Annotated in this window: 15 protein-coding genes; 1 reads left to right on the forward strand and 14 read right to left on the reverse strand. The window is 47.9% G+C overall.

The genetic code is table 11. The features are described from left to right. Positions 1 to 124: 124 nt before the first annotated feature. From OLMES_RS15835 to OLMES_RS28020, 4 genes are all read right to left on the reverse strand, one after another. A complete protein-coding gene (locus tag OLMES_RS15835; RefSeq protein WP_087462162.1) occupies positions 125 to 661 on the reverse strand; it encodes a hypothetical protein in 537 nt (178 codons plus the stop codon). Positions 662 to 739: 78 nt separating this feature from the next. Then, the gene (locus OLMES_RS15840) at positions 740 to 1,585 is read right to left on the reverse strand and encodes a hypothetical protein (protein ID WP_087462163.1); all 846 of its coding nucleotides are present in this window, start codon (positions 1,583 to 1,585) and stop codon (positions 740 to 742) included. Positions 1,586 to 1,754: 169 nt separating this feature from the next. After that, entirely contained in the window at positions 1,755 to 2,126 is a 372-nt protein-coding gene (locus tag OLMES_RS15845) for a hypothetical protein (protein ID WP_087462164.1), read from the reverse strand. A 117-nt stretch (positions 2,127 to 2,243) separates the two neighbouring features. Next, positions 2,244 to 2,546, reverse strand: coding sequence for a hypothetical protein (locus OLMES_RS28020; RefSeq protein ID WP_198343001.1), 303 nt, complete (start codon positions 2,544 to 2,546; stop codon positions 2,244 to 2,246). Positions 2,547 to 2,937: 391 nt separating this feature from the next. On the opposite strand from OLMES_RS28020, the gene OLMES_RS15850 reads away from it, so the two are divergent. Beyond that, the gene (locus OLMES_RS15850; protein ID WP_087462165.1) at positions 2,938 to 3,912 is read left to right on the forward strand and encodes an integron integrase; all 975 of its coding nucleotides are present in this window, start codon (positions 2,938 to 2,940) and stop codon (positions 3,910 to 3,912) included. Here OLMES_RS15850 and OLMES_RS15855 read toward each other — a convergent pair. The 10 genes from OLMES_RS15855 to ccmA form a co-directional block, all read right to left on the reverse strand. Beyond that, the gene (locus OLMES_RS15855) at positions 3,871 to 4,788 is read right to left on the reverse strand and encodes a DMT family transporter (RefSeq protein ID WP_198343002.1); all 918 of its coding nucleotides are present in this window, start codon (positions 4,786 to 4,788) and stop codon (positions 3,871 to 3,873) included. The two genes, OLMES_RS15850 and OLMES_RS15855, sit on opposite strands and share 42 nt — an antisense overlap. Positions 4,789 to 4,870: 82 nt before the next feature. After that, entirely contained in the window at positions 4,871 to 6,178 is a 1,308-nt protein-coding gene (ccmI, locus tag OLMES_RS15860; RefSeq protein ID WP_087462166.1) for a c-type cytochrome biogenesis protein CcmI, read from the reverse strand. Positions 6,179 to 6,245: 67 nt separating this feature from the next. Further along, positions 6,246 to 6,785, reverse strand: a complete 540-nt coding sequence (locus tag OLMES_RS15865) for a cytochrome c-type biogenesis protein (protein ID WP_232465123.1) — start codon at positions 6,783 to 6,785, stop codon at positions 6,246 to 6,248. Beyond that, positions 6,782 to 7,327 (reverse strand): DsbE family thiol:disulfide interchange protein, encoded by a 546-nt coding sequence (locus tag OLMES_RS15870; protein ID WP_087462167.1) that lies wholly within the window; start codon positions 7,325 to 7,327, stop codon positions 6,782 to 6,784. The genes OLMES_RS15865 and OLMES_RS15870 overlap by 4 nt, the downstream gene beginning before the upstream one ends. Before the next feature lie 33 nt (positions 7,328 to 7,360). Beyond that, the gene (locus OLMES_RS15875; protein ID WP_087462168.1) at positions 7,361 to 9,367 is read right to left on the reverse strand and encodes a heme lyase CcmF/NrfE family subunit; all 2,007 of its coding nucleotides are present in this window, start codon (positions 9,365 to 9,367) and stop codon (positions 7,361 to 7,363) included. Between the two features lie 53 nt (positions 9,368 to 9,420). Continuing rightward, on the reverse strand, positions 9,421 to 9,873 hold the full coding sequence (gene ccmE / locus OLMES_RS15880; protein WP_087462169.1) for a cytochrome c maturation protein CcmE: 453 nt from the start codon (positions 9,871 to 9,873) through the stop codon (positions 9,421 to 9,423). Beyond that, a complete protein-coding gene (gene ccmD, locus OLMES_RS15885) occupies positions 9,870 to 10,049 on the reverse strand; it encodes a heme exporter protein CcmD (protein WP_087462170.1) in 180 nt (59 codons plus the stop codon). The genes ccmE and ccmD overlap by 4 nt, the downstream gene beginning before the upstream one ends. Then, positions 10,049 to 10,792, reverse strand: a complete 744-nt coding sequence (locus tag OLMES_RS15890) for a heme ABC transporter permease (protein ID WP_087462171.1) — start codon at positions 10,790 to 10,792, stop codon at positions 10,049 to 10,051. Before OLMES_RS15890 ends, ccmD begins: the two co-directional genes overlap by 1 nt. 47 nt (positions 10,793 to 10,839) lie before the next feature. Continuing rightward, a complete protein-coding gene (gene ccmB, locus OLMES_RS15895; RefSeq protein WP_087464512.1) occupies positions 10,840 to 11,541 on the reverse strand; it encodes a heme exporter protein CcmB in 702 nt (233 codons plus the stop codon). A 22-nt stretch (positions 11,542 to 11,563) separates the two neighbouring features. Further along, positions 11,564 to 12,301 carry a cytochrome c biogenesis heme-transporting ATPase CcmA gene (ccmA, locus tag OLMES_RS15900; RefSeq protein ID WP_087462172.1) on the reverse strand — a complete coding sequence of 246 codons (738 nt, stop codon included), beginning with the start codon at positions 12,299 to 12,301 and terminating at the stop codon, positions 11,564 to 11,566. Positions 12,302 to 12,521: the final 220 nt, after the last annotated feature.

Raw genomic sequence — 12,521 nt, forward strand, 5'->3', positions numbered from 1 at the left:
AGAGGTTTACGATTGTGTATTCCTTTTTCTCCGATACTGGCAACGAACAAAGGGCATAACGCCCGCAACACCGGCAAACCGGAGCGCAGAGTAGGTTTGTCCGAGTGCTTGCGATTGTTAGCATTTATTCATTGGTTGAGCACTTAATTGGTGTTGTTTGAGCTGGAGCACCTTCTAATATGCCTAATGTTTTTTGCGCACTAGCATCAGACGCTTCGACGAAGCCATCAAGAATATCCTCTCTTAATGAAGCAATGCCCTGCAAGGATTCCACAGCAGTTTTCACCCCGGGTGTTGATTCAGAATTCACCGATTTCAAAGTTCCCTTGTCCAACTCCACTCCAAATTTATTGGTTTCAAACAAACCAGCCTCATACTTTATCGCGTACACAGTGCTGTAATCTGCCTCAATAACTTTTTTCGTTATGACATTTGGAGCGCAATACTTAGCGCTGCCTGGCACTTCATACATTGAATGAGTTATGTTTCCTGTTTTAGGGTGTCTAATACGGTCAAATAGAACTTTCTTCTCGACTGGCTTGTACCCGTAAAAAAGTACGCCTTCCGTCTTGCCATTTTCAAATTGAGGATCTTGAACCGTATAGATTTTTCCTGCACAGCCAGATAAAACAACCACAATAGAAATAAGCAAATATTTCATTCTTTTTCTCCTTGTTCAGATTATGTATGGCTAATACCTGAGTAGCTTTCTGCGTCCAGTCGATTGACTTTTTAGCATTCACCTCTCTAGTTCGTGGATAACAATGTCTTCTTCATTTACACCCTCTATAATGGGTACTTTCCAAGTCATGATGCTGAGAGGCTTTTCTCTAACGTTCATTTTTGTCATTAACTCTGGATTCGCCGTATGCGCCATTTCCGGCAGGTAACCAGGCGCCCCAGCCCATGCTTGTGAAAAATCCGCATTTTCTCCAGTAGCTTGTTCCCAAAATGCAATTGACTCATCTATCCAACCATGAAGTTTCCAAAAAGCATTATTAACATGACTTGAATATGGTGCGCCTAACCAATCGTTTGATGGCGAGTCTTCCCAAGGGTCACTTGGAATTTGTTCTGACCAATGTAAATGAAACCAGCCATGGATAGTCCATTCCAATTCAGATCCGTACTCATCCAATGATAGACCTCTTACCCAAGTAGTGTTTCTAAACTCATTTGAAACACGGTTTCTAAAATGCTCTGTTGTGCGCGGATCTTTTGCCCATTGAAATGCTCTTTCTGCCCCTTGCCACAAAGCAGGCATTGGCCATACCTCATCATCGTGCTCATAAGGGATAGGATTCCAACCTATTACACTCGTGTAATTAGGGTCATTCATGTGCGCAAGATGTTTATTCACCATTTCAATCATTTCTCTGTGCATAAAGAGAAAATCAAGCCCTGATCCAGGTTGCCTTTCGAATCTTGGAGGAGTCCAACCTAAGTCTATGAGCTCCTGCCTTTGTGTTTGTGTAAGACCGTTCCACCTTTGTTCATTTCGAACAAGGTGCCATAAATGGTGATAGGTTCTTACCGGAGCAGATGCCAGCATGCTCTTAATCATTGGTGGTAAGACTGTATTCATGAGTATTCCTCCATGAGTTAATTTGTAGTGCTAACGCATTGCTCAGCGGCATGGTGCAGTTGGCGACTTTTTGGCCAGCGAAGCGCTGCCGAAAAGGTGCCAACTGTACCATGTCCGTTGCAGCAACTTGTTATGCGACCATTTGCACCATGTTTATTCATATTCGTAACTATACTATCTGCCAATCAATATGTGGTGATTTTTGCCCAGAATTCACATAAAAATATGCTAAAGCTTTGTATGCTGCTTCATTATCAATACACCAGGACTGAGGATATTCGTCAACTTGGCCATTACCGATAGTAAATTCTATTAAAACTTTTGCATCATTGGTTTTACCCGATACAAAACCAACATCTTCGGGAAAACGCAAATACATTAATAAAGTATTTTCACCACTTTTAAGTAAACAAATTGATTGGCCAGAATCGGCATTAAACCAAGTTTCTACTTTTTCAGTAGTATCTATTAATTCTATATATTCTGATAATTCTTGTTCAGAACCGATGCTAATTTCTTTGTTATTAAAATGTACTTTCATAATTTTTTACGCATAACGCATTGCTCTGCGGCAGTTTTTAGTTGGTGACTTTTGGGCTAAAGTGGCTTGCCCACGCCCAAAAGGCGCCAACTAAAAACTGTCCGTAGCAGCAACTTGTTATGTGGTTTTTTCACATATACTCCATGGTTTAAATGAAGTACCACAATGTAAACACATTTTAGCCTGCCATGATTTTAGTTCTTTACCACAGTTTGGACAATTTCTAATACACTTTTTGCATTGCTCGTGAATACCATGCTCTGCCCATGATGTTGCAACTTCTTGCGATACACCCTCAAGTTTCATTAACGATTGCACACAGGCTTCTTTTGAGCTTTGATCAATTTTACCTAAATTTTCAATCCGTAGACTTCTTCCGAAAACTTCTAAACCACACCGATCACAAACAGTTTTATCCACTCTATTATTCTCTAACTTTTCATTCTCGTTGTTGCCGCTTTTCACATAACAGCTTATTACTTTTCATGCTTCGTAAATAACTTCCAGCCCGCCCGATTTCTCGTTTCCATCACGTTTGTAACCGAGGTCATCAGTGGCTGAACCTAACATTAACTATGAGTGTATCAGCTTTTTGCTGGAGGAAAAGGGAGCATTCCGGCATACATAGACAGGCGTGTTGTCTATGTAAATAAAAACTCAGATTATATTTATGATATTTATCATACACTTAAATTTCTGTATCGGGAGAAACTGCGCTTCGTTTTTCAGGTTCTACATAGACAGAATATTTACAAAAACACTTGAATCGATTATAACTGTTTTTATATACAGCTTTTCAGGGATGATAAATATGAAAAAGTCACCGTTTATGGAGACCGTTAGAAACGCGCTCAGGACGAAGCAATATAGCTTGCAAACTGAAAAGAGTTACTTGTATTGGGTAAGGCAATTCATCATTTTCAATGACAAACGCCACCCAAAGGATATGGGTAACGCTGAAATCGAGCGATTTTTGACACATTTGGCGGTGAACCGCAGCGTAAGCCCTGCAACACAAAATCAGGCACTATGCGCCATTATATTTCTGTACAAGTATGTCATTTGCCGGGATATTACCGATTTACGCTACAGTTTTACGAAAAAACCGATAAGACTTCCTACTGTGCTCAACCCACCTGAAGTGGCAGATATTCTGGCCAATATGGATGGGAAATACCGACTGATTACGAAAATCCTGTATGGTAGTGGCCTGCGTATTAATGAGGCACTGTCCCTTCGGGTTAAGGATATCGATTTTACAAATCAGTCCATTTTTGTATTTCGTGGTAAAGGGCGTAAAGACCGGTATACATTATTACCGGAGTTGATTGTACCTGACCTCAAACTACAAATTGAGCGTTGCAAAAAAATACATCAAGAAGACCTTATCGAAGGGTTTGGATTCAGTTCCTTGCCTGCATCTTTGCATAGAAAATATAAAACCGCTCTGAAAGATTTTGCATGGCAGTATGTGTTTCCGTCCACTGGGCGATGTATTCACCCGAAAGATGGCTACGTCTGCCGTCACCATCTGCACCATTCCGCATACTCTAGAGCGCTCAGGTCAGCCGTAGTGAAGAGCGCCATTCCCAAGCGAGTAACTGCACATACTTTCCGGCACTCCTTTGCAACGACGCTTTTAAAATCCGGTACAGATATTCGAACACTACAGGAACTACTCGGCCATACGGATTTAAAAACAACAGAAATATACACCCACGTAATTAATAACCGGCGCGCAGGATCAATGAGTCCTGTCGATTTGATGGCGGTCGCTTCTGGATAAACCGTCTGATGCACCTTTCCTGTTCACAACTTGCCGTCCCAGTATCACCAACAATATGCCGCCCAATATCGCTATACCTGAGAGGATGAGGCGAAGTGTCAGGGTTTCGTCTGCGAAGAGGATGCCGCCTGCGGCGGCGATGACCGGGACGAGGAGTTGGAGTACGGCGGCCTGGAGGGCGGTGATGCCTTTCAAGGCCATGTACCAGATGGTGTAACCCAGCCCGGAGGCGACTGCGCCGGATAGTACGGCCAGTATGATGCCTTGGACTGTTATATGCGCGGATGAAAGCGTGATGATGCCCAACACCACGACAAACGGGGCGGTGCGCAGGAAGTTGAATGCGGTGTCTGCGAGGGGGTTTTGGGAGGATTTACCGGCCAGTGTGTAGAGGCCCCAGGCGATGCCTGCGATAAGCATAAGGACGAAGCCCCAGAGAGAGGGTGTTGCAAGGCCGGGGAGTACCAGATAAATAAAGCCACCGAAGGCGATGAACACACCGGCCCATTCGAGAGCATGTAATTTATTCCCGGCGTGGATACCGATCAGAATAATAGTGATCTGGACAGCGCCAAACAGGATAAGAGCACCGACACCGGTTTCCAGTGAAATGTAGGCGTAGGAAAAACAAACGGCGTAAAGAAACAGCATGAGCGAGGCTTTCCAGCTGCCTTTCGCAGTGGAATCACGGAGGGATTGCGTTTTGCCCATGGCCGTTAATGGCATGATGACCATTAACATCAAGATGCCGGAACCTAAGCGGATAATGGTAAAGCTGGCGGCATCGATGGACTGTTCACCGAGGGCGAGACGACAAAGGATAGAATTTCCAGCGAATGCGATTAATGCCAACGCAGTGTATAACAGGGTGTTCATCAGCTCTCCTCATCTGCACGATCAGGAGAAGGTTTGAGCGCAGCGATATTGCGCTGCGCCCGCTTAAACATCTCGAAGCAGATTATTGAATAACAGAATCAATCTCGACCCGAATGATTTCTTTGGCCGAATTGACCTCAACAGGTGAAACCAGCCCCTGCAAGTCACCGGGATTCGGTGTCGGTTGTCCGGATGCAGAGACGCGGGCAATGACTTCAACCTCGGCGACACTGGATAATTTTGCCATGGGCCCCATGGCCGTACTGTCATCCAGTTTTACCAATACGGGTAAGTCTTTTACTTGTTTACGCACAATGGCCAATGGCATTTTCGGGCCATTTACGGCGCGGGCATAGATAAACAAAGTATCATTGCCTCGTTCAGAGACGTCAATTGAATCGGAAAGTTCCACGAGTACTGAAATTTGCGGACCACTTGCCGCCTTGGGTGAGGAAGGAGCTGCCGATTCCGCGATGGGTTGCCCCACTGCGGCGGTTGCACCCTCGGGAGACTGACTGGCGAGCATCATTCTAGCCCGGTTGATGCCCTCACCGATTGCGCTCGCACTGGGGTGATCCGGAGCGACTTCGAGTATGCGCTGCCAGAAACCAATGGCATTTTTAAATTCGCCGACTTCGTAAGCGTACATACCCAATAAGCCCAGAGAGTTTACTTCATTTGGGTTTTCCTGCAGAGCCGTCTCAATGTACTGTTTGACCTCTTCAGTCATTTGTTGATACTGGAAGAAGCGTGCCTGCGCCAGCAAACCGTAGACCGCACTGGCCCCTTCTCCCCGTTGCTTGAGCAATTTCACCACTTGTAATAAAGACTCGGACGCTTCTGCATATTGCTCAAGGTTCATTTGGGTACGACCCAACAAGAACCAACCGTCAATATTTTCCGGATTTTCTTGCAGTTTTTGTTTGAGCTGGCCCAGCAAGGTATCAATGTCCGCTGCGGGCATACCCTCTGATAGCTGATCCCCCATGCCGGAAAGCGCGGCAATATCACGGGTCTCCACCACCTTGTCGTAGGCGCCCCATTTCCAGTAGAAACCCCAGGCCGCAACCGGAATGATTACCACCAGTGCAATGACCAATGGCATAGAAGTGTTAACGCCGGAAGACGCTGTGTTCTGGTCATCCCCCACATCTTCAAGCAGGTTGCCTTCCAGCTCCAATTTGAGTTGCGCGAAACGGGCCTCGGTAATTTGCCCTTTTTCCAGCTCGAGTTCCAGTTCCTTGAGGCGATCCTTGAACAATTCGACGTTTAGCGCTTTGCGTTCTACTTCACCTTCATCTGAAACTTGACGGCGCTTTAGCACGGGCAATAACACAAACACCATCGCCAGGAGGATCAGTAAGCTGGAACCTAACCAAAAATCGGACATTCAATAATCTCTTTTACAGTTTACGCTTTTCAATCAAGTCGGATTGAAGTATTGGTTTACATCAGGATTAATCCCGATCCTGATCCCGGAGCAAGGCGTTTAGCTTTTGTTGCTCCGCCACTGACAAGGTACTCTCGGGATCCGGGCCGTCTTGCTGTTGTTTCTTTTTACGGGCCTTTGCTGACATGGTCAGGACGATGATAATGCCGAGAATCGCGATCACACCCGGCCCGAACCAGAGCATGTAAGTTGACGCATCCAGCTTGGGTTTGTACACAACGAACTCCCCGAAGCGCTCGACCATGAAATCGACCACATCATCATTGCTTTTGCCTTCACCGATCAGGCGGTGCACTTCCTTCCTCATGTCTGCGGCAATAGGTGCATTCGAGTCCGCAATATTCTGGTTCTGGCATTTGGGGCAGCGCAAGGTTTCTGAAAGCTCCAGATACTGCTGTCGTTGGCCATCATCTTCAAATTCATAGGTTTCAATCACGGCGAATGCACGGGTACTGTCCAGTAACAGCAACATGCCAGGTAATATAAGTGCCAGCAGTAGTTGCGCAAGATATGCTTGACGTGGAACCGCGACGGGATCGAGTTTCATCCTGCATTCCCCTCTAACAGTGGCTTGATTTTTTGTTCCCAGACTTTCTCATCCACCACGCCAACATGGCGATCCAGAATGATACCTTGGGCATTGATGATGTAGGTTTCCGGCGCACCATAAACCCCCAGATCAAATCCAAGCCTGCCGTCTTTATCAAAGATATTGAATTGATAGGGATTATCGTATTTTTCCAACCAGCTCAAGGCGCTCTGCCGATCATCTTTGTAATTCAGGCCAATGATGCGCACACCCTTTTCTTTTGCCAGCTTCATCAAATACGGGTGCTCGACTTTACAAGATGGGCACCAGGTCGCCCAGACATTCAGCAGAGTCGGCTGTCCGATGATATCCTCTCGGGTAAACTGGGCGTCGGCATCCTTCAATGCCGGCAATTGGAACTCGGGTATAGTTTTACCGGCCCGGGCCGTTTCCAATGCCTTGATGTCTTTTCCTTCATTTATTTGTTGCATGTACAGCGCAAAAATTCCGACGAATACAACCGCTAACGCCAGTGGCAAAAAATAGACAGCTCTTTTCATAGTTCCTGCTTAATTCCAGTCAGTTCAGCTTGATTATCGAGTTTCTGCTGCGGGTTCCACCAGTCTGCTCGCACCACGGGCTTTCACGTCCGATTGCGCTTTTCGCTTTACCTTCAGTCGATATCGGCGGTCTAGAATCGCCCAGGTTCCACCGACAGCCATTAGCAATGCACCCAACCATAACCAGCGCACAAACGGTTTAACCTGAACCCGAATCGCCCAGTCCCCATTTTGCAGGGGCTCTCCCATCGCAATATACACATCCCGGAACAAGCCAGGGTCAATGCCGGCTTCCGTCATCACGCTACGGGTTGCCAGATACTGCCGCTTTTGTGGTTCAAGCGTACCTATGCGCGTCTCATCTTTGTAAATCGTGAAATTGGCCTGTTCTGCGGTATAGTTGGGGCCCTGCACAGGTTCAATCGAGTCCAGTACAAAGTGATAGTGGCCAATTTCCGCCGTGTCACCGGGACCCATACGCAAGTCCCGCTCCTCATTGAAGTTGCTGACCATAGTGGCCCCGACAATCGTAACCGCCAGACCAATATGTGCTGTCACCATACCCAGGTAGCTACGTGACAGCCGTCGGAAGCCATACAATCGCCCATTGGAATGACTGGATTTATACCAGACATCGACGAACATGGTTGAACAGAGCCAACCAGCGATAAATATTCCAAACAGGACTAATAACTCAAACTGATCACCGTAAAACAGCGCAACCGACATCGCCACGACGCCACTGACGATGAAGGGTGCAATTACCGGTTTGACCAGTTTTTCCGGTGCGGTATCTTTCCAGAGAGAAAATTGCCCTACCCCCATCACCAACACTAAAACCATCACTAATGGGACAAATAAGGTATTGAAGTAAGGCGCACCGACCGAAATTTTGCCACCACCGATGAAATCCAACCAAAGTGGATACAACGTGCCGAACAACACAGCAGCTGTGGCAGCAATCAACAGGACATTATTCAATAACAGGAACGTTTCTCTGGAAAACAGGCCATGTTTTGCGCGGGAATGCACGGCAGGGACACGAATTGCATAAAGGGTTAATGAGCCCAGGATCGTAATCCCCAGCAACATTAATACAAAGGCACCTCGAGTGGGGTCGGTTGCAAAAGCATGAACCGATGTCAGCACCCCTGAGCGAACCAAAAAGGTTCCCAATAAACTCAGGGAAAAGGCTACAATTGCGAGTAGTACCGTCCAGCTTTTAAACATGCCACGCTTCTCGGTAACGGCAAGCGAATGCATCAGTGCCGTACCGACCAGCCAGGGCATGAATGAAGCATTTTCAACCGGATCCCAGAACCACCAGCCGCCCCAGCCCAGTTCGTAATAGGCCCACCAGCTCCCCAGGGCAATCCCCAACGTCAGAAATGCCCAAGCGATGGTTGTCCAGGGTCGGGACCAGCGCGCCCATGCGGAATCCAGGCGACCGCTCAGTAATGCCGCTATCGCAAATGCAAACGCAACGGAAAAGCCAACATACCCCATATACAACATGGGGGGATGCACAATCAAACCAAAATCCTGCAGGAGTGGATTCAGGTCAGCCCCATCCGTGGGTGATTGCGGTAGATAGCGATTAAAAGGGTTGGATGTTGCCAGAATAAATAACAGGAAGCCAACACCAATCATGCCCATTACCGAGAGCACCCGCGCCAGCATGTCAATTGGTAACTGTCGGCTGAACAATGCCACAGCCCAGGTCCAACCCGCCAGTATTAGCATCCAGAGCAGCAGAGAGCCTTCGTGCCCGCCCCAGACTGCACTGACTTTATAGTGCACAGGCAGCAGACTATTGGAATGACCCGCGACATATTGCACCGTAAAGTCATCAACCACAAAGGCATAGGTCAAACACAAAAAACTGATCAATACGAAGACAAACTGGCCGGTTGCCATGGGCCGGGCATAGGCCATCAGCGACTGACGGTTAAGAATTGTTCCGGCCAAGGGAACTGAAGCCAACACAATGGCAATCACAAGCGCCAGTGCCAGTGAGAAGTGGCCGAGTTCAGGAATCATGTCTATCTCCGTTGGTTTGGGTTATACACCGATTATCAAGCACGAAGTCAAGCTCAGGGCTTGTCTTTATAATGCGGCGCATTTTCTGACTTTTTCAATGCCTCTGCCACTTCGGGGGGCATGTAATTCTCATCGTGTTTGGCCAGCACTTCCTCTGCGACAAACCGGTTTTGCTCATTCAGCCGCCCCATCGCGACAATGCCCTGCCCCTCTGCAAACAGGTCAGGCAGTATGCCGTTATAGCTCACTTTGACTTTGGCGATGTAATCGGTAATTTCAAAATGAACCAGAAGCGAATCCGGGTCTCGCTTGACACTGCCCTCTACGACCATGCCACCGGCTCTGATTTTCGCCCCCTGCGGGGCTTCCCCTTTGGCGATCTGATCCGGGCTGTAAAACAAGTTGATATTCTCGTTCAAGGCGACCAGCACAAATCCGACAGCCAGAGCACAGCCAAACACCATGAACAGCACGAGGATCAGACGTTGTTTACGTTTTGGGTTCATTGACTCAACCTTTCTCTTCTTAACTTTTGAGCTTGTTTTTTGATAATGGCTTTCCGCTTAAGTATCGGGGACACAATATTGGCGATCATGATCACAATCGTCACGGCATACGCGGTCCAGACATAGGGGCCATGCCCCCCCATTTCAAGAAATTCAGACAGTGATGCAAATTCCATTATCGTCCTCCTCCGGATACCAGTGCGCGAACCCAGCTGGTTCGACTTTCCCGTTCCAGTATTTCATTGCGGGTACGCATGATTGCGAGTACGGCAAACAGGCAATAAAACCCGAGTATCATGATTAATAACGGAATGAGCATGTCCGGGTGCATTGAAGGTTTTTCGGTTAATTTAAGGGTTGCAGGCTGGTGCAATGTGTTCCAGAACTCGACGGAATACTTAATGATCGGAATGTTAACAACGCCCACTAACGCTAAAATTGCACACGCTTTCGCTGCCAGTTGGGAATCATCAATGGCAGAATAGAGCGCCATAATCCCGAGATAGAGGAAGAACAGGATGAGCATGGAGGTTAACCGCGCATCCCAGACCCACCAGGTGCCCCAGGTTGGTTTTCCCCAAACCGCGCCGGTAAACAAGGCCAAAAAAGTAAAGGATGCACCCACAGGTGCAACCGCTTTAAGAAAGACGTCGGTGAGTTTCATCTTCCAGATCAGGCCAATTCCACCAGCGACCGCCATCATAATGTAGCAGGACTGTGCCAGAAACGCGGCAGGCACATGAATAAAGATAATTCGATAACTGTTGCCCTGCAGGTAATCCACCGGTGCATAGAGCAAGCCCCACGCGCCGCCCCAGAGTAACAATGCCGCCGCAACCACAGCAAACCAGGGTAACCAACGACCACTGATATCATAAAACCACTTGGGTGAACCTAGTTTATGAAAAAATGACCACATATTTTCGCTCGTTACCTAATTCAAAAATTAAAACAGCCGTTGAGACGTCAACTACTCAGGCTGATGCGCAATGCAGCCGAAGCTGCTACCGGGGACATCACTACCGCAAAGGCCAGCATGGCCGCCAAAATGGACAAATGCCCCGTAACCGCTACGCCACTGCTCACCGCTTCTACCGTGCCGGTACCAAATATCAGGACCGGTATGTACAACGGCAAAATCAGCAGGGTAATCAGAACTCCGCCCACACGCAAACCAACGGTAAGCGCGGCGCCGATTGACCCAATCAGACTCAATACCGGGGTGCCCAGCAACAGTGTCAGCATCAGCGTGTATATCTGTTCCCCATTCAGGTGCAGCATTATCCCCAACACCGGGGTAAACAACAACAGGGGAACCCCGGTTACAATCCAGTGTGCAAAGACTTTCACCAGTACAATCAAGAATAACGGGTGCGGACTCAGGGCCAGTTGCTCCAGGGACCCATCTTCAAAATCGGCGCGGAAAAGGCTATCGAGAGACAGGAGCGTTGCCAGCAAGGCCGCGACCCAGACAATACCGGCTCCGGATTGCTGTAGAAAAGACTTTTCAGGACTCACGCCCAGCGGAAACAGCGTAACGACCATCAGAAAAAACACAATGGGATTAATCAAATCCTGACGTCGGCGAAAGGCCAGAATCAAGTCCCGCTTCAATACCGACAGCAATACGGAACGGATGGCGTTTTGTGGGCCTTGTTTCAAATGCATATTTACCTTGCCCTCCAACCCACTACCCTCCATGTGCCTGAAGCGGGTTTTGCCCACCGGAGCGCTGGCCTAGCACAATTCGTTGAAACGGTACATCCAGTCTAAGCTCGTGGTGAGTTGTCAGAACAATGGTGCCGCCCAGTCGGGCACGCTCGGCAAACAGGTTTTCGAGCTCGGCGACGCCTTTTTTATCAATCGCCGTGAAGGCTTCATCCAAAATCCAGAGGGGTTCATCCGAAATATAGAGCCGAGCCAGACCAACCCGACGATGCTGCCCTGCAGACAAACTATGGCAGGGTACGTCTTCAAAGCCGTATAGCCCGACTTTCTCGAGCGCGTTCTCGATATCCGTCTCAGTCACGGTTCTGCGGAGCCGGGACAGTGCCCGTAGATTTTCCCGGGGCGTGAGCAGACTCTTCACGCCCGGTTTGTGTCCGAGATATAAAAGGTTGCTCGCAAATGCAACCCGTGCATCGGACATTGACTCGCCGCACCATTTTAGTTCACCCTCATAGATCTGTGAGAGCCCCGCAATGATGCGTAACAAAGTCGTTTTTCCTGCTCCATTCGGCCCTTCAATCTGGGTGATTGAGCCACGGGGGATAGAAAAGCACAGGTTTTCGAACAAAACTCGATCATCCCGTTCACAGAAGAGGTCAATGCCTTCAATCAAGGCATCTTCTGTGGCGATTGCATTCGGGCTATCGATATTCACCTCCTGAGGCGTTAACGCTAATTTGGTGGCACCGGGTAACTGCATGGCATCTCTAAATACGAGGTAAACAACAAACGGCGGTTATTATAAGCAAAATCCATACGCGATTAATTAAACTATTTGTAATTTTGTAACAATATCGAAGATCAGAGAATGGCAGCGATATTTGAAACGAACACAGTCCCTGAACTATGATGGATTTGTAGCCTGGATATTGTGGATCAAACCATCGTACCCACTTCAAGCGTTCAGTGCTTTGATCTAA

Source organism: Oleiphilus messinensis, assembly GCF_002162375.1.
Taxonomy (GTDB): domain Bacteria; phylum Pseudomonadota; class Gammaproteobacteria; order Pseudomonadales; family Oleiphilaceae; genus Oleiphilus; species Oleiphilus messinensis.